Annotated in this window: 16 protein-coding genes; 11 read left to right on the top strand and 5 right to left on the bottom strand. The window is 65.6% G+C overall.

What is annotated here, in order from left to right:
• Nucleotides 1-85 precede the first annotated feature (85 nt).
• Together MWU77_RS12125 and MWU77_RS12130 are read right to left on the bottom strand one after the other, a co-directional pair.
• Nucleotides 86-880, bottom strand: a complete 795-nt coding sequence (locus MWU77_RS12125; RefSeq protein WP_169689025.1) for an LLM class F420-dependent oxidoreductase — start codon at nucleotides 878-880, stop codon at nucleotides 86-88.
• Entirely contained in the window at nucleotides 877-2,133 is a 1,257-nt protein-coding gene (locus tag MWU77_RS12130) for a glycosyltransferase 87 family protein (protein ID WP_169689024.1), read from the bottom strand. Before MWU77_RS12130 ends, MWU77_RS12125 begins: the two co-directional genes overlap by 4 nt.
• A 93-nt stretch (nucleotides 2,134-2,226) precedes the next feature.
• Here MWU77_RS12130 and MWU77_RS12135 point away from each other — a divergent pair, with 93 nt between their 5' ends.
• Nucleotides 2,227-2,703, top strand: a complete 477-nt coding sequence (locus MWU77_RS12135) for a nitroreductase family deazaflavin-dependent oxidoreductase (protein WP_169689023.1) — start codon at nucleotides 2,227-2,229, stop codon at nucleotides 2,701-2,703.
• Between the two features lie 6 nt (nucleotides 2,704-2,709).
• Here the strand turns inward: MWU77_RS12135 and MWU77_RS12140 are convergent, their stop codons facing one another.
• Nucleotides 2,710-3,342: a TetR/AcrR family transcriptional regulator gene (locus MWU77_RS12140; protein WP_169689022.1), complete on the bottom strand. Its 633-nt coding sequence runs from the start codon at nucleotides 3,340-3,342 to the stop codon at nucleotides 2,710-2,712.
• A gap of 122 nt (nucleotides 3,343-3,464) precedes the next feature.
• On the opposite strand from MWU77_RS12140, the gene MWU77_RS12145 reads away from it, so the two are divergent.
• Together MWU77_RS12145 and MWU77_RS12150 are read left to right on the top strand one after the other, a co-directional pair.
• On the top strand, nucleotides 3,465-4,634 hold the full coding sequence (locus MWU77_RS12145; RefSeq protein WP_247273802.1) for an acyl-CoA dehydrogenase family protein: 1,170 nt from the start codon (nucleotides 3,465-3,467) through the stop codon (nucleotides 4,632-4,634).
• A 10-nt stretch (nucleotides 4,635-4,644) separates the two neighbouring features.
• Nucleotides 4,645-5,781 carry an acyl-CoA dehydrogenase family protein gene (locus MWU77_RS12150; protein ID WP_169689020.1) on the top strand — a complete coding sequence of 379 codons (1,137 nt, stop codon included), beginning with the start codon at nucleotides 4,645-4,647 and terminating at the stop codon, nucleotides 5,779-5,781.
• A gap of 7 nt (nucleotides 5,782-5,788) precedes the next feature.
• Here MWU77_RS12150 and MWU77_RS12155 read toward each other — a convergent pair whose 3' ends face one another.
• Nucleotides 5,789-6,304 carry a TIGR04338 family metallohydrolase gene (locus tag MWU77_RS12155; protein ID WP_169689019.1) on the bottom strand — a complete coding sequence of 172 codons (516 nt, stop codon included), beginning with the start codon at nucleotides 6,302-6,304 and terminating at the stop codon, nucleotides 5,789-5,791.
• Nucleotides 6,301-7,107 (bottom strand): DUF2786 domain-containing protein, encoded by an 807-nt coding sequence (locus MWU77_RS12160; RefSeq protein ID WP_169689018.1) that lies wholly within the window; start codon nucleotides 7,105-7,107, stop codon nucleotides 6,301-6,303. The genes MWU77_RS12155 and MWU77_RS12160 overlap by 4 nt, the downstream gene beginning before the upstream one ends.
• An 89-nt stretch (nucleotides 7,108-7,196) precedes the next feature.
• Between MWU77_RS12160 and MWU77_RS12165 the strand changes: the two genes are divergently transcribed.
• The 8 genes from MWU77_RS12165 (at nucleotide 7,197) to MWU77_RS12200 (ending at nucleotide 16,050) form a co-directional block, all read left to right on the top strand.
• Nucleotides 7,197-7,751 carry a PadR family transcriptional regulator gene (locus MWU77_RS12165; protein ID WP_247273803.1) on the top strand — a complete coding sequence of 185 codons (555 nt, stop codon included), beginning with the start codon at nucleotides 7,197-7,199 and terminating at the stop codon, nucleotides 7,749-7,751.
• Nucleotides 7,748-9,781 (top strand): NADPH-dependent 2,4-dienoyl-CoA reductase, encoded by a 2,034-nt coding sequence (locus MWU77_RS12170; RefSeq protein ID WP_169689016.1) that lies wholly within the window; start codon nucleotides 7,748-7,750, stop codon nucleotides 9,779-9,781. Before MWU77_RS12165 ends, MWU77_RS12170 begins: the two co-directional genes overlap by 4 nt.
• Before the next feature lie 61 nt (nucleotides 9,782-9,842).
• Nucleotides 9,843-11,291 (top strand): sodium:alanine symporter family protein, encoded by a 1,449-nt coding sequence (locus tag MWU77_RS12175; protein WP_247273804.1) that lies wholly within the window; start codon nucleotides 9,843-9,845, stop codon nucleotides 11,289-11,291.
• A 44-nt stretch (nucleotides 11,292-11,335) separates the two neighbouring features.
• Complete coding sequence (locus MWU77_RS12180; protein ID WP_169689014.1) at nucleotides 11,336-12,409, top strand: ABC transporter ATP-binding protein; 1,074 nt, start codon at nucleotides 11,336-11,338, stop codon at nucleotides 12,407-12,409.
• 167 nt (nucleotides 12,410-12,576) lie between these two features.
• The gene (locus MWU77_RS12185; RefSeq protein ID WP_169689013.1) at nucleotides 12,577-13,860 is read left to right on the top strand and encodes an ABC transporter substrate-binding protein; all 1,284 of its coding nucleotides are present in this window, start codon (nucleotides 12,577-12,579) and stop codon (nucleotides 13,858-13,860) included.
• Between the two features lie 17 nt (nucleotides 13,861-13,877).
• Nucleotides 13,878-14,957 (top strand): carbohydrate ABC transporter permease, encoded by a 1,080-nt coding sequence (locus MWU77_RS12190; RefSeq protein WP_169689012.1) that lies wholly within the window; start codon nucleotides 13,878-13,880, stop codon nucleotides 14,955-14,957.
• 77 nt (nucleotides 14,958-15,034) lie between these two features.
• A complete protein-coding gene (locus tag MWU77_RS12195) occupies nucleotides 15,035-15,856 on the top strand; it encodes a carbohydrate ABC transporter permease (protein WP_169689331.1) in 822 nt (273 codons plus the stop codon).
• A complete protein-coding gene (locus MWU77_RS12200; protein ID WP_169688941.1) occupies nucleotides 15,853-16,050 on the top strand; it encodes a hypothetical protein in 198 nt (65 codons plus the stop codon). The genes MWU77_RS12195 and MWU77_RS12200 overlap by 4 nt, the downstream gene beginning before the upstream one ends.
• Nucleotides 16,051-16,066: the final 16 nt, after the last annotated feature.

Here is a 16,066-nt window from a genome sequence, read left to right on the forward strand (position 1 = left end):
TATCGGCGATGCTGCGAAGCGGCGCGGCGCCGGCGCGCCTCAGCGTCTCGGCTCGGCGAGCTGTCGCAAGTGCCACGCCGTCCGATTACGCCAGACCTGTCACGGGGGGCGGTGAATTCTCGTCGCGCCACTCGATTGCTTCGACCAGCTGGGCCAGGTCGTAGTCGGGGCCCCCGACACCCACGGTGAACAACGTGATGCCCGCCTCGGCGTATGCCGCGGCGTGCTCGAGGCCTGGCCATGGCGCCGACCGTTCGATCTCCGAAGGCGATCGGCCGACATCCGCGCATCGGGCTTCGAGGATCTTCGATTTCTCCGTGTGGGTGTCGAATTCGCCGAAGCTGTGCCAGATATCGGCGTACTTGGCGACCAGCGGCAGCGTCTTCTTCGGTCCGCCACCACCGATGAGCAGCGGAATGTGCCGGGTGGGCTGTGGGTTGAGCTTGCCGAGCCGGGAGGTGATGCGCGGCAGATATTCGGCGAGTAGGTCGAGGCGCGACCCCTTGGTGCCGAACTCGTAGCCGTATTCGTCGTAGTCCTTCTCGAACCAGCCGGAGCCGATGCCGAGGATCAGACGACCACCGCTGATGTGGTCGACGGTGCGGGCCATGTCGGCGAGTAGCTCGGGGTTGCGGTATCCGCCTCCTGTGACGAGCGCACCGATCTCGACCCGTTCGGTCTGCTCGGCCCACGCGCCGAGCATGGTCCAGCATTCGAAGTGGGCGCCGTCGGGATCGCCGGTGAGCGGATAGAAGTGATCCCAGTTGAAAACGATGTCTGCGCCTGCGTCCTCAGCTCGGAGCACGGTGTCGCGGATGACTTGGTAATCCGGTTGGTGTTGGGGCTGGAGTTGGAGACCGATGCGAACGGGGCGTGTCATGCGTCCACGGTAGGCGGATCGGCTTCACGATGCAGCGTGATTCCGGTGGGACGGTTCGTCGCAAGCACGACGACGAGCAGCACCGTGTAGACGATCGGGTACGTGGCTTGGAGCATGCTTTGCACCACGGGTGAGCCGGGCGTCATGAATATCCCGATCGCCACGACACCGTCGGGATACGACCGGTACCAGGCGAGCAGCGGCACGGCCGCGGCGAACGGCAGAAGGTATCCCCACCATCGCCGCCAGCGCAGTGCCTGATCCAGGCACAGGACGAGCAGCGGGATCACCCACACCCAATGGTGTCCCCACGAGAACGGCGCCACCATCGGGGCAGTGAGTCCTGCGACGGTCAGGCTCAGGAGACGTTTGCCGTTGCGATGCGCGAGGTATGCCGCCCACAACCCGAGGACTCCGACCGCCCCGGCGCACAGCAGCCACAACCACATGGGGGGATCTTCGGTATGCAGGGTGCGGGCGAGGATCCCGCGAATCGACTGGTTCGCGGGTGAAGAGATCAGCCCGATCCGCTCCGACCGGATGATGGTGCTGGTCCAGAATCGCCAGGAGTCCGAGAAGATCACGACGAAGCCGAGGAGCACGGTCGCGACGAACGTCGCGGTGGCCACGACCGCGGCGCGCCACTGTCGCAGCGCGGCGAGATAGGCGATGAAGAACAGCGGGGTGAGCTTGAGGCCCGCCGCGATCCCGACCCCGATCCCCCGTAGCCGGGAGTGTTCGGGCCTCCCGAGGTCCCACAGCACCAGAACCAGCAGGATGAGATTGACCTGTCCGAGCCAGATCGTCATGCGGACGGGTTCGATCCACGTGAACAGAACCGCGAGAAAGATACTGATCAGCCTGGTGCGCGCAGAATCCCGGTAGCCGAGTTGCCGCCAGCACAACCACACCGCGAGATACACGAGCACGAGATTGGCCAGGTTGAGCGCGAGTTCCGTGCCGTGGATCGACAGGACCGACAGCGGCAGGAATGTCAGGGCCGCGAACGGCGGATACGTGAACGGGAGCGCGTCGTGCAGGACGAAGTCGTACAGCGGCTCGGACGTCCGGACGGTTGTGCCGCCGTACCGGTAGACCTCGGCGTCGACGGTGTTGCCGAACAGCCCGTAGAAGGTGTCGAAGCCGAGAAGCCGATCGTGCGCGACGAACGCGACGGCCGCGGCGAGGCCCAGCACGGCCAGCCACCACCGGGGGTGGTTGCGAGCCCGACGAGACGCGCCGTTGTGCTGCATACCTATCGAAGTTATGCGTGATTATGGCGCTCGACCCGGAGGACATGGGTCGGCGTGTCGACATGAGCGACGCGGCGGTGCATGGTGGAAGACATGCGCGTCACGGAACCCGCTGTACCGCCGACCGGTATCCGGCGTCGGCTCTTCCGCTCGCCGATCCGGTTGTATCGATGGCACCTCGGGTTCCTGCTGGGGCGCCACTTCCTTCTCCTCGAGCACCGAGGTCGCAAGACCGGGAAACCTCGGTATGTGGTGCTCGAGGTCGTCAATTACGACGACACGCACGACGGTTTCGTCGTCGCGGTCGGTTTCGGAGCCACGTCGGACTGGTATCGCAATCTGCGAGCCGATCCGCACGCACGCGTCGAGTCGCGGCGAGAGCGGGTCGCGGTCACGGCGGAGTTTCTCGAGCCGGACGAGGGTGCGCACTTTTTCGCGCATTATGCGCGCCGCCACCGGAAGCTTGCCGTCAAGCTGTCCGCGACCATGGGATTCGAGGTCGACGGCAGTGACAGTGACTTCCGTGAAGCCGGGAGTCGGATCAGGTTCGTGCGGTTGCGGCGTACCTGACCGTCGTCAGCTTTTGTCGAGCGCCGCGTATTGCGCGGCGAGCCCCGACAAGAACGTGCCGAGGACCAGCTCGAAACTGTCCTCGTCGATCTCGGCGGCGTACTCGCGGAGCCGGTGCGCCTGAGACAGGTGCGGATAGCGTTCGTTGTAGGTGTCGATGTCGTCGATGAACCCACCGGCGAACGACGTGATCGCGGAGCCGACGACGATGTACTTGATCGATGCCCCGATCATCGTCGCGGTCCGTGGTGGCCAACCTGCGCGAGTGAGTCCGCCGTGCACGGCGTCGGCGCGGTCGAGTGCGACGGGTCGGTCGCTCGGGCCGTAGGCGAGGAACGGCACCATGTTGGGATGCGCGGCAAGGGCGTTGCGGTACGAGCGTGCCCAGCTACGCAGGGCGTTCTGCCAATCGTCGTCGTCGAATCCGCTCACGTCGACGTTCTCGGCGACGGTGCGGGCGATGTCGTCGAGCAGTTCGTCCTTGTTGGCGTAGTGGCTGTACAGCGAGGGTGCGCGGACGCCGAGTTCGTTCGCGATCTTGCGCATCGACACGGCATCGAGGCCGTGTTCGTCGACCAGGCGCAGTGTCGTCTCACGAATGAGCTCCCGGCTCAGTATCGGGGTGCGTGGCCGCGCCATGTGCGTCTCCTTTCCTGTCGTCGTACTGGACAACCTTACAGTGTCAGGTTACGGTTCGGGAGTACAGATCAGCAGCCTTTCCGCTGGTCTCCCCACCGCACAACCGCGACAGAGGGCCACCCATGAATCTGAAACTCACCGCCGAGGAGCTCGCGTTCCGCGACGAACTGCGCACCTTCTACACCACCGAATTCCCAGCCGAGCTGCGCGAGAAGGTCGCGGCCGGTAAGTCTCTGGGCAAGGACGAATTCGTCCGGGCCCAACAGATCCTCAATGCACGCGGCCTGGCGGTCCCGAATTGGCCCGTCGAGTGGGGCGGTAAGGACTGGACTCCGGTGCAGCGGAACATCTGGCTCACTGAGATGCAGCTCGCGTCGGTGCCCGAGCCGCTGCCCTTCAACGCCTCCATGATCGGCCCGGTGCTCGCGCAGTTCGCGTCGCAGGAGATGAAGGAGCGCTTCCTTCCGGCCACGGCGAACCTCGATATCTGGTGGTGCCAGGGATTCTCCGAGCCCGAGGCCGGCTCCGACCTCGCCTCGCTCAAGACCCGCGCGGTGCGCGACGGTGCCGACTACATCGTCAACGGTCAGAAGACCTGGACGACGCTCGGCCAGCACGCCGACTGGATCTTCTGCCTGGTCCGCACCAATCCCGATGTCAAGAAGCAGGCGGGCATCTCGATGCTGCTGATCGACATGAAGACCCCCGGTATCACCGTGCGCCCGATCAAATTGATCGACGGCAGCTACGAGGTCAACGAGGTCTTCTTCGAGGACGTGCGGGTGCCGGCCGAGAACCTCGTCGGTGAGGAGAATGCAGGCTGGACCTACGCGAAGTTCCTGCTCGGCAACGAACGTATCGGCATCACCCGTGTCGGAGCCACCAAGGTGAAGCTGGCGCGTGCCAAGAGTTTCGCTGCGCAAACCCGGCTCGGCGAGGGCACGCTCCTCGAGGACCCACTGTTCGCCGCCCGCCTCGCCGAACTCGAGAACGAACTCATCGCTCTCGAGCTGACTCAGCTGCGGGTCGTGGCCAGCTCGTCCGACGGCAAGCCGAACCCCGCATCCTCGCTGCTCAAGATGCGCGGTTCGGAACTTCAGCAGGCCGCCACCGAACTCTTCGTCGACATCGCAGGCCCGGATTCGCTCCCCGCCGGCGCGGACGACATCGATTCGCCGGAGTGGGCCCAGCTCACCACCGGGACCTACCTCAACAACCGCAAGGTGACCATCTACGGCGGGTCGAGCGAAGTGCAGCGTTCGATCATTGCTTCCTCGATTCTCGGACTGTGAGGCCAAGGACATGAACTTCGATCTCGATACCGAACAGGACCTGCTCCGCAAGACCGTCCGCGACCTGCTCGCCGATGCGTACGACGTGGAGACCCGCAACCGCGTGGCAGAAGGCGATCTCGGCTGGAGCCGCGAATTGTGGCAACAGCTCGCCGAACTCGGTGTGCTCGGCCTGCCGTTTCCCGAGAAGCACGGCGGAATGGGTGCCGGGCCCGTCGAGGTGATGGCCGTCGCGACCGAACTCGGCGCGGCCCTCGCTCCCGAACCGGTGCTCGCTGCCGTGTACCTGCCCGGCGGGCTCGTCGCGGAGGTCGGCAGCGACGACCAGCGGGGCGACTTCCTGCCGCGGCTGTCCGAAGGAACGCTGTTGATGGCGTTCGCGCACGACGAACCCGGAACCCGCTGGCCGTCCATGTCCGTCACCACCACCGCTGTGCGTAGCGGCGATTCATGGACTCTGACCGGACGCAAGAACCCTGTGCTCCACGGTGATTGCGCCGAGACGCTGATCGTCTCAGCGCAGCTGCCCGACGGCGGCGTGGGTCTGTTCATCGTTTCCGCCGACGCCGACGGGCTCACCCGCACGTCGTACCGAACGAACGACGAGCGCCGCGCTGCGCAGATCGTGCTCGACGGCGTTGCTGCTGTCGCGCTCGGTGAGGCCACCGACGCGTCGGCCGCGATCGTCGCGGCACAGGTCCGAGCGCAGGCGGTGCTGTGCGCCGAGGCGACCGGCGCGATCGATCGAGCAGTGCGCGCCACGGCGGATTACCTGAAGCAGCGCAAGCAGTTCGGTGTTCCGCTCGCGACGTTCCAGGCCCTGACACACCGCGCCGCCGACATGTACGTGCAGTACGAACTGGCGGCGAGCATGAGCCTGTACGCGACCATGGCGCTGGCCGACGGCATCGTCGACCCGGTGATCGCTTCGCGTGCGAAACTGCAGGTCGGCCGGTCGGCACGCAAGATCGGGCAGGAGGCGGTGCAGATGCACGGCGGTATCGGTGTCACCGCAGAACACTCCATCGGGCACTACCTGAGCCGGCTCACCGCGATCGAGCACACTCTCGGCACCATGGACGACCACTTGCGGGTGCTTGCCGCAGGTGTCGGCGACTACGAGCGTGTGGAGATCGCCGGTATGTGACGCGAGCTCACTCGCGAACCGCGATCCCCGACGCGCGCAACACGAATGCGGCCTCGGGCCCGATGATCTCGTCGACCAATGTCAGGAACCGGTCGACGAACGCGGGCCCGTGGGCCGCTTCGGTCGGATCATCCGGGTCCTGCGGGTCGAGGTGATGTGCGAGTTCGTGCAACACGACGAGTTCGCGGAACGCCCATGCCTGATTGCCGCGATGTACTGGGAGAGCGATGGTTGCGCAGTCGCTCTCGTAGTGCGCCGCGGTGTTTCCCGACCGCGCACGGACTCGCACAGGCAGTGCTGCGCGCGACCAACGCGCACGCACCCAGTTCAGGGCAAGCACCTTGTCGACGTACTGCTGCGCGGACTCGAGCGATGCGAAACGCCGTTCGATCGGCAAGGTGACGTGGGACCCGGCCACTTCGACGGCGCGCAGGCCGCGCTCGTCCGCGAGATCGAACATGCGCCGGACGAGCGACTCTGCCTCGTACACAGACGTTCTCTGTGTATCGCGCACCTTGGTCACGATTCCAGCCTCCTCGCGGCAGGTGGTAGTTCGGGTGAGCCGCCGAGTCGCGCCGTGCGCCCAGCGCGGTCGCCGGCGCGTTGCGCGTCGGCGGATCGTGTCGCCACACGGTTCCCCCGCCAGCTTCCTCGCGCCTGCGAGGTCGTGCGGTAGAAATCGCGCAACTCGAGTTCCTTGCCGCGAAGGACGAGGGCGGTGCCGGGCGTCGATTCCTCGGCTTCGCGCTCGGTGTCCTGTTTCGCTTCGGCGAGGCGCGCACCGATTCGCGCGGCGAACGCCGACTGGAAGTTCAGGCGTGCGGTGACGCCCGCGACGGGTTTGCGCACCTTTGTGCGGACCTGTCGGCCTCCGCGGCGTTCGATCGCCGTCCGCACCGTCGTCTCGTCCTTGTAGGTGCCCGAGCGCAGGTATGCGTCGGAGGCGCGCACCATCTGCACCAGCAGCGACGAGTAGAGGGCCTCGCAGACGTCGATGTCGGCGGCGAAACCGTACGCGTAGATCACCGTGGAGGTCGCGGTGATGTCGCACTGGACGTCGTTGGCCGCGGCGATCGCCAGGAACAGCTGCGCATACGTCCGCAGTCCCTTCTTCCCGGCCTCCCCGATGGTGACGAGTCGCTGGACGGGCGCCGCACGGCGCTGCCTGGCGGTCGTGTGGGCGCGGGCCACTGCGAGATCGACCGAGGCGGATGTCGCAAGCCGCTGGGCGGCGGCGAGGAAGGCGTCGGCCTCGTGCGGATTGTCGGTCGACTCCGCCTGCCGCAACAGGCCGCCGATGCGGGTCAGCATCTTGTCCGAACTCACGCGTCGAGCGTAGAGGGTCGCGCCCTCGAGGAACCGGTCACCGATGTACTGCACTTGATTGCATATGCACCTGGTTGCATAATGTCCGCATGGCACTCGAACACGCGCTGCTCGTCTCACTCGACGAGCGCGCCGGATCCGGCTACGAGCTGGCTCGTCGTTTCGACAAATCCATCGGGTTCTTCCACAGCGCGACCCATCAGCAGATCTACCGGGTCCTGCGACGGATGGAGGAACGCGAGTGGGTCACTTGCGAGGCCGTGCCGCAGGACGGCCGCCCCGACAAGAAGATCTACACGGTGGCCGTAGCCGGTCATGCCGAACTCGATCGCTGGATCGCGCAGCCGTCGGAACCCGACCACCTGCGCAGCGAGCTGGCCGTCAAGATCCGGGCCGCCCGTCCCGGCACCCTGCCCGAGTTGCTTGCGGAGATCACCCGCCACCGCGACGCTCACGACGCTCGCCTCGACGTCTATCGACTCATCGAGAAACGGGACTTCCCGGCGCAGGCCTCCCTCAGTGGCCCGGCGTTGCACCAGTACCTGGTGCTGCGCGGTGGCATCCGTGTCGAGGAAGGTTTCCGCGACTGGTGCCAGGACATGCTCGACGCCCTCACGCCCCCTTCTGAACAGGAACAACCGTGACAACTGCCGACTCCTACCCGACCTTGCTGTCGCCGCTCGACCTCGGGCCGATCACCCTGCCCAATCGTGTGATCATGGGCTCGATGCACACCGGGCTCGAGGACCGCGCCAAGAACACCGGCCGACTCGCCGCCTACTTCGCAGAACGCGCCCGCGGTGGTGTTTCGCTCATCGTGACCGGCGGTTACGCACCGACCCGGACCGGATGGCTGTTGCCGTTCGGAGCCAAGCTCACCAACCGGATCGAGGCCCGGCGACACCGCACGATCACCGACGCCGTGCACGCCGAAGGCGGCCGAATCGTGTTGCAGATCCTGCACGCGGGCCGGTACAGCTATTGGCCGCTGAGTGTGTCGGCATCGTCGATCAAGGCACCCATCAACCCGTTCCGGCCGCGGCGACTCACCTCGTGGGGTGTGCGCAGACAGATCCGCGCATTCGTCCGGTGCGCCAGGCTCGCGCAGCAGGCCGGCTACGACGGAGTCGAAATCATGGGTGGCGAAGGGTATTTCATCAACCAATTCCTCGCGGAGCGGACCAATCGGCGCACCGACGAGTGGGGCGGCAGCCCCGAGAAGCGTCGCCGCCTTGCGGTGGAAATCGTTCGCGGTGTCCGCGAGGCCGTAGGCCCCGACTTCGTGATCTCCTTCCGGCTGTCGATGGCGGATCTCGTCGACCGCGGCCAGAGCTGGGACGAAATCGTCGCTCTTGCACAAGAAGTCGAGTCGGTAGGTGCAACCCTGCTGAACACCGACATCGGCTGGCACGAATCGCGGGTACCGACGATAGTCACCTCTGTGCCCCGCGCCGCCTTCGTCGACTTCACGGCCAGGCTCGCAAAGCACGTGAGCATCCCGGTCGCGGCGTCCAACCGTATCAACATGCCCGAGACCGCAGAGGAAATCCTCGCCGACGGTCGCGCACACCTGGTGTCGCTCGCACGGCCCATGCTCGCCGATCCCGACTGGGTGCGGAAGGCCGCAGCAGGCACACCCGACGAGATCAATACCTGTATTGCCTGCAATCAGGCCTGTCTCGACCACGCCTTCGTGAACAAGCAAGTTTCGTGCCTGCTCAACCCGCGGGCGGGCCGTGAGACCGAACTGCTGCTCTCGCCCACGCGTCGCAGCAAGTCGGTCGCGGTCGTCGGAGCAGGCCCCGCGGGCCTGTCGGCTGCGGTCAACCTTGCGCGCCGCGGGCATCGCGTCAGCCTGTTCGAAGCAGATGCGCAGATCGGTGGTCAATTCGGTATCGCGCGGCTCATCCCGGGGAAGGAGGAGTTCGCCGAAACCTTGCGGTACTACACGCGGCAACTCGAGCTCACCGGTGTCGACGTCAGGTTGAATACGCGCGCAACGGTCGCCGATCTGACCGACGGATTCGACGAGGTTGTCGTCGCGACCGGTGTCACGCCGCGAGTTCCGGCCATCGACGGCATCGATCATCCCAGCGTGCTGACCTATGCGCAGGCCGTGCGCGGCGGTGCGCCGATCGGTGAGCGCGTCGCGGTGATCGGCGCGGGCGGAATCGGCGTGGACGTTTCCGAATTTCTCACCCATGACACCTCCCCGGCGACGGATCTCGCCGAGTGGAAGCGTGAGTGGGGTGTCAGCGACGATGAGGATGCGCCCGGTTCGTTGGCCACCCCGCATCCCTCGCCGTCGCCTCGCGAGGTCTATCTACTGCAGCGCACTCCCGGGCGCATCGGAGCGAAACTGGGCAAGACCAGCGGCTGGGTGCATCGGGCGGCGCTGAAACACAAGGGTGTCCACGAGCTCTCGGGAGTGGGTTACGAACGCATCGACGACGACGGCCTGCACATCAGTCTCGGCAAGGACGGCAGCGAGCGCCGGGTGCTCGCCGTCGACACCATCATCGTGTGCGCCGGACAGGAATCGGTGCGCGACCTCGTGGACGGGCTCACTCTCGCCGGCATCACGACGCATGTGATCGGCGGCGCCGACGTCGCAGCGGAGCTCGACGCCAAGCGCGCGATCGAGCAGGGCACCCGGCTCGCCGACCGGATCTGAGAGCGAATCGCGGGGCCGAAAACGCTGACGGAATCGTTCCGCGACCGCGAAGATCGGTGGAATGGACACCGCGGTCGAATTCGTCACCGACATCAACGACTGGTACTGGTATGCGGTCATCGCGCTACTCGTCGGATCCGGACTGTATTACTCGTTCCGGTCCAGGTTCATCCAGATTCGGCTGATTCCCGACATGCTGCGGTCCATCGTGGAGAAGGCCGAGGACCTCCCCGACGGGGAGAAAGGGATCTCGGCGTTCCGGGCATTCTCCATTTCCGCAGCGTCGCGGGTAGGAACGGGCAACATCGCGGGCGTCGCGATCGCGATCAGTATCGGCGGACCCGGCGCACTGTTCTGGATGTGGGCGATGGCGCTGATCGGCGCCTCCACCGCATTCGTCGAGTCGACTCTCGCGCAGCTGTACAAGGTGCGCGACAAGGGTGCGTTCCGGGGCGGCCCCGCCTACTACATGCAATACGGGCTCGGTAAACGGTGGATGGGCATGATCTTCGCGGTGATCATCACGATCACCTACGGATTCGTGTTCAACGCCGTGCAGACCAACTCGATCGTCGACGCCGTGTCGAGCTCGGTGGGTGAGAAGACGACGGGTCTGCAGGTCGGTATCGGCATCGCGGTGGCGATCCTCGTCGCCCTGGTCATCTTCGGTGGGGTGCGGCGGATCTCGAGTGTGTCGCAGGTGGTGGTTCCGCTCATGGCCATCGCCTACCTGATCATCGGAATCATCGTGGTGGTCCTCAACCTCGGTGAGGTCCCCGGGATGTTCCAGTTGGTGTTCGAGAACGCCTTCGGCATCCGCGAGGTCGCGGGAGGCGGGTTCGGAGCCGCGTTCATGTACGGCATCCGGCGCGGCCTGTTCTCGAACGAGGCCGGCATGGGGTCGGCGCCGAACGCCGGCGCGACCGCATCGGTGTCGCATCCGGTCAAGCAGGGCCTCGTGCAGAGCCTCGGCGTCTACTTCGACACCTGGCTGGTGTGCTCGATCACCGGGTTCATCATCCTGCTGTCCGAGCCGGAGTTCGGGTCCGGCCTCGAAGGCGCCGCGCTGACGCAGAACGCGATGGCCTTGCAGCTCGGCGACTGGACCGTGCACTTCCTCGCCGTCCTCATCTTCTTCCTCGCATTCACCTCCGTCATCGGCAACTACTACTACAGCGAATCGAACATCGAGTTCCTCACCGGTTCGCGGAAGGCCCTGCCCTATCTGCGTTCGGCTGTGGTGGTGTGCGTGTTCCTCGGCGCGATCGGGTCGGTGCCGCTGGTGTGGGCGCTCGCTGATCTGGCGATGGGCGTGATGGCGACGGTCAACCTCATCGCGCTGATCCCGCTGTCGGGTATCGCGTACGCGCTGTTCCACAACTACAGCGCGCAACGCAAGCAGGGACGCGACCCGGTCTTCCATCGTGGCGATGTGCCGGGGGTCCGTGGGATCCAGGTGTGGGGCGACGACGACGCGCCGGTGGCGGTGGACCGCGAAGACGCACGGTAGATTCCGGTAGCGCACGAGCGTGTCCGCTTCGGAAAGGATCTGCGATGGCCTCGGTGACCTTCGACAAGACGACGTGTCTGTTCCCCGGCTCGAGTACACCTGCGGTCGACGCACTGGATCTCGAGATCGAGGACGGCGAGTTCCTTGTCCTGGTCGGGCCCTCCGGTTGCGGTAAGTCGACGTCGCTGCGGATGCTGGCAGGACTCGAACAGGTGCACAGTGGCCGCATCCTCATCGGAGACAACGACGTCACCGCGCAGGATCCGAAGGAACGCGACATCGCGATGGTGTTCCAGAACTATGCGCTGTACCCGCACATGTCGGTGGCCGAGAACATGGGATTCGCGCTCAAGCTCGCGAAGACCCCGAAATCCCAGATCCGTGAGCGGGTCACCGAGGTCGCCAAGATGCTCGATCTCGAGCAGTACCTCGACCGCAAACCGAAGGCCCTCTCCGGTGGCCAGCGGCAGCGCGTCGCAATGGGGCGTGCGATCGTGCGGGAACCGCAGGTGTTCCTCATGGACGAGCCGTTGTCCAACCTCGACGCGAAGCTGCGCGTCCAGACCCGCACCCAGATCGCCCAGCTGCAGCGCAGGCTCAACACCACCACCGTCTACGTCACACACGACCAGGTGGAAGCCATGACGATGGGCGACCGCGTCGCTGTGCTGGAGAAGGGCATCCTCCAGCAGTGCGCGTCGCCGCGCGTGCTCTACAACCAGCCGGCCAACGTGTTCGTCGCCGGTTTCATGGGCTCACCCGCAATGAATCTGTTCACCCTCCCCGTCGTCGAACGCGGAGTCATGGTGGGCGACGTCCACGTCCAGGTGCCCCGCGACATCCTCGGGCAGGTGACCGAGACCGAGGTGACGATCGGCATCCGTCCGGAGCACCTCGAGATCGCCTCCGACGGGCTCCCCGTCGATGTGGACGTCCTCGAGGAATTGGGATCCGACGCCTACGTGTACGGCAACGCCACGATCGGTGGGATCCGCCAGGAGATCGTGGCTCGTAGCGACTGGCGAACTCCACCGCAGAAGGGGGACCGCGTTCACCTGCGGTTCGACCCCAACCACGTGCACGTGTTCAAGACCTCGGACGGTTGTCGCATCGGCTGAATCGGTCGGTTCCGGCGTATTCGGCCATTGGGATCGCCGACACAGAACCGATCAAGGATGGGTGGAATGCCGACTTTTCGAGGTGGCCCGTGCCACAGTAGTGGCCGGTGTCGGTGCCTCAGGGGTTACCGGCGAGTTGTTTTTCCGATCTCACACGGGAGATGTACATGGCTTTGAACAAGAAGGCGATGCGCAGAGCTGCCATCGCCGCCTCCTCGGCGGCGCTGCTGGTTCTGACGGCGTGTGGTTCCGACGACGGTGGCAGCGACACCGGCTCGACCGACACGGGCGCCGCCGCATCCGGTGAGGGCCGCGGTCCGATCACCATCGTCGAGGGCCAGGACCCCTTGAACGCGGCGCTCGAGAACATCATCGCCGACTGGAACGCCGAGAACCCCGACGAGCAGGTCACCTTCAAGCCGCTCGCACGCGAGGCCAACGACCAGTACGCCGATATCGCGCAGCGCATGCAGGCGCAGAGCGACGAGTACGACCTCGTCGCCGTCGACGTCACGAACACCGCCGAGTTCGCCGCCAACGGCTGGCTGCTGCCGCTCGAGGGCGACAACGCGATCGACACCGACGGGCTGCTGCCCGCGACCGTCGAATCGGGCACCTACAACGGCACGCTCTACGCGGCTCCGAAGAACACCAACGGTGCGTTCCTCTACTACCGCACCGACCTCGTCGATCAGGCACCCGCCACGTGGGACGACCTGAAGGCCGAGTGCCCGAAGGCAGAGGAAGCGGGTATCGCCTGCTACATCGGTCAGTTCAGCAACTACGAGGGCCTGACGGTCAACGTCACCGAGATCGTCAACGCCTTCGGCGGCAGCTTCGTCGCCGAGGACGGCCTCACTCCCGCGATCGACGACAAGACGGCCGAGGGCCTGCAGTTCATCGTCGACTCGTTCGAGGACGGCACCATCCCGGCAGCCGCGCAGACCTACACCGAGGGCGAGTCGCAGACCGCATTCGGCAACGGTGAGGCCATGTTCATGCGTACGTGGCCCGGCTTCTACACCGACGGTGAGCAGTCGTCGGTCGCCGGTAAGTACGGTATCGCCGTTCTCCCGGGTGTCGACGGCCCGGGTGTGTCCACCCTCGGTGGCTACAACGTCGGCATCAGCGCGTTCACGGATGCTCCGGCCACAGCCCGCGACTTCCTCGAGTTCATGCAGACCCGTCAGTCGCAGGAGTACTACGCCGAGGTCGGCGGCGCACCGGTCCTCGCCGAGGTCTACGACGACCCGGAGATTCTCGAGCAGTACCCGTACTTCTCGACGCTGAAGGAAGCGCTCGAGAGCGCGAAGCCGCGTCCGTCGTCGCCGTACTACTCGGCCGTGTCGAAGGCGATCTCCGACAACGCCTACGCTGCGATCCGGGGAGAGAAGCCCGTCCAGCAGGCCCTGGACGACACGCAGGCCGGCATCGAAACCGCCGGCAACTGATCCACTAGGAGCAGTAGATGGCAGAACCGCAGGTCGGAAAGCCGGCGGATCCGCCACATGACACCGCGGTCGGGACCGATGGTCCCGGCCGCGGACGTGTGGCCGGTCGGCACCGTGCGCCCGCGCCGCCGCCGATGACCGCTCCGCCGGCCAAGGCCCGGCGGAAGGTGCCGGTGTGGATGTTCATCGCGCCGTCGATGATCGTCCTCGCAGTGATCATCCTGTACCCGCTCGGCAGAGCGATCTGGATGTCGCTGCACGGCGACGCGAAGACGCTCGACCCCGATACGGGCCGGTTCGTCACGGGCGGGTTCGTGGGTATCGAGAACTACACCCGCTGGATCACCCAGACCTGCGGTACTGCCACCGGTTCGATCCCCTGCCCGCCGGGAACCCTCGGTTCTCAGTTCTGGCAGTCGATCTTCAACACCTTCTTCTTCACTGTCGTGACGGTGTCGATCGAGACAGTGATCGGTTTCGCGATGGCGCTCGTGATGGCCAAGTCGTTCCGGGGCCGCGGTCTGCTGCGTGCGTCGGTTCTGGTGCCGTGGGCCATCCCCACCGCAGTGACCGCCAAGCTGTGGTTCTTCATCTTCGCCAACGACGGTATCGCCAACAAGATGCTCGGCACAGACATCCTGTGGACCGCCGATCCGTGGCCCGCCCGATTCGCGATCATCGTCGCCGACGTGTGGAAGACCGCGCCGTTCATGGCGTTGCTCATCCTCGCGGGCCTGCAGATGATTCCGTCGGATGTGTACGAGGCTGCGAAGGTCGACGGCGCGAACGCCTGGCAGCGCTTCACTCAGATCACGTTGCCACTCGTCAAGCCCGCGCTCATGGTGGCGATCCTGTTTCGCACGATGGACGCGCTGCGCATGTACGACCTGCCGGCCATCATGATGGGCTCCAACCCCGCGACCTCGACGATTTCCGTGCTGGTGGTCGACCAGATGCGCCAGGGCGCCAACTCGGCGTCCGCGTTGTCGACGATCACATTCCTCATCATCTTCGCGGTCGCCTTCATCCTGGTGCGGTTCCTCGGCGCCAATGCGGTCAGTACCCAGGAGAAGCAGCGGAAGGGAGACATGGCATGACCGGCACGATCACTGCCTCCGAGACGTCTGCCGACGAGACTCCGCCGCCCGGCCCCAAGCGGGCGGGCAGGTTCCGGATGGGAACGATCGGCACCTATATCGGGGTGGCGCTCATCGTCGTCTGGGGGCTCGCTCCGTGCTACTGGATGATCGTCACCGCATTGCGCGATCCTGCCGACACGTTCAGTACGAGTCTGTGGCCGACGAATCCGACCCTGCAGAACTTCGCCGATGCGCTCGACCCGGACGCCAAGGTCAACTTCTCCCGCGCGCTGATGAACAGCGTCATCATCGCCGGGGCAACCACGCTGATCGCACTGCTCATCGGTGTGTTCACCGCGTACGCGCTTTCGCGTTTCGAGTTCCGGGGCAAGTACTTCGTCACCGGCATCATCCTCGGTGCTTCGATGTTCCCCGTTGTCGCGCTCGTGACCCCGTTGTTCCAGTTGTTCACCGACATCGGCTGGATCGGCAGCTATCAGGCGCTGATCATCCCGAATATTTCGTTCGTGCTTCCGCTGACGGTCTACACCCTCACGTCGTTCTTCTCGGAGTTGCCGTGGGAACTCGAGGAGGCCGCGCGCATGGACGGGGCGACGCGCGGGCAGGCATTCCGCTTGATCATGCTGCCGCTCGCGGCGCCCGCGTTGTTCACCACTGCGATCCTCGCGTTCATCGCGACGGTCAACGAATATCTGCTCATGTCGCAGCTCTCGAGTGAACGGACGGCCCCGGTGACGGTGGCGATGGCGCGGTTCACGGGCACCGACCCTTATGTGACGCCGTATGCGTCGATCATGGCCGGTGGCACGTTGGTGATGGTGCCGCTGGTCGTGATGGTGCTGATCTTCCAGCGTCGGATCATCTCGGGCCTGACGGCGGGTGGCGTGAAGTCGTGAGTCGTCGCCTCCCCCGCCGTCAGCGACTCGAGATGCTGCTCGGTGTCATCACGGTCTTTGCCGTGATGGCGGTGGTGGGGGCTGTCGCGGAAATGTTGTCACCGGAGCCGGGTATCGTGCCGTCATTGGTGCTGGCAGGGTTCGCGCTTGCGTGGTGGTTCACATACCGTGCGTGGCGTCGCACAGAGCCGTAGTAGTGCTGCGCACACA

The sequence above is a fragment of the Rhodococcus sp. F64268 genome (genome assembly GCF_023015605.1).
GTDB lineage: Bacteria > Actinomycetota > Actinomycetes > Mycobacteriales > Mycobacteriaceae > Rhodococcus.

Bases quoted from the DNA above. Each gene is read 5' to 3' on its own strand.
- MWU77_RS12125 (WP_169689025.1), bottom strand. From the start codon at position 880: ATGACACGCCCCGTTCGCATCGGTCTCCAACTCCAGCCCCAACACCAA.
- MWU77_RS12130 (WP_169689024.1), bottom strand. From the start codon at position 2,133: ATGCAGCACAACGGCGCGTCTCGTCGGGCTCGCAACCACCCCCGGTGG.
- MWU77_RS12135 (WP_169689023.1), top strand. From the start codon at position 2,227: ATGCGCGTCACGGAACCCGCTGTACCGCCGACCGGTATCCGGCGTCGG.
- MWU77_RS12140 (WP_169689022.1), bottom strand. From the start codon at position 3,342: ATGGCGCGGCCACGCACCCCGATACTGAGCCGGGAGCTCATTCGTGAG.
- MWU77_RS12145 (WP_247273802.1), top strand. From the start codon at position 3,465: ATGAATCTGAAACTCACCGCCGAGGAGCTCGCGTTCCGCGACGAACTG.
- MWU77_RS12150 (WP_169689020.1), top strand. From the start codon at position 4,645: ATGAACTTCGATCTCGATACCGAACAGGACCTGCTCCGCAAGACCGTC.
- MWU77_RS12165 (WP_247273803.1), top strand. From the start codon at position 7,197: ATGGCACTCGAACACGCGCTGCTCGTCTCACTCGACGAGCGCGCCGGA.
- MWU77_RS12175 (WP_247273804.1), top strand. From the start codon at position 9,843: ATGGACACCGCGGTCGAATTCGTCACCGACATCAACGACTGGTACTGG.
- MWU77_RS12180 (WP_169689014.1), top strand. From the start codon at position 11,336: ATGGCCTCGGTGACCTTCGACAAGACGACGTGTCTGTTCCCCGGCTCG.
- MWU77_RS12185 (WP_169689013.1), top strand. From the start codon at position 12,577: ATGGCTTTGAACAAGAAGGCGATGCGCAGAGCTGCCATCGCCGCCTCC.
- MWU77_RS12190 (WP_169689012.1), top strand. From the start codon at position 13,878: ATGGCAGAACCGCAGGTCGGAAAGCCGGCGGATCCGCCACATGACACC.
- MWU77_RS12195 (WP_169689331.1), top strand. From the start codon at position 15,035: ATGGGAACGATCGGCACCTATATCGGGGTGGCGCTCATCGTCGTCTGG.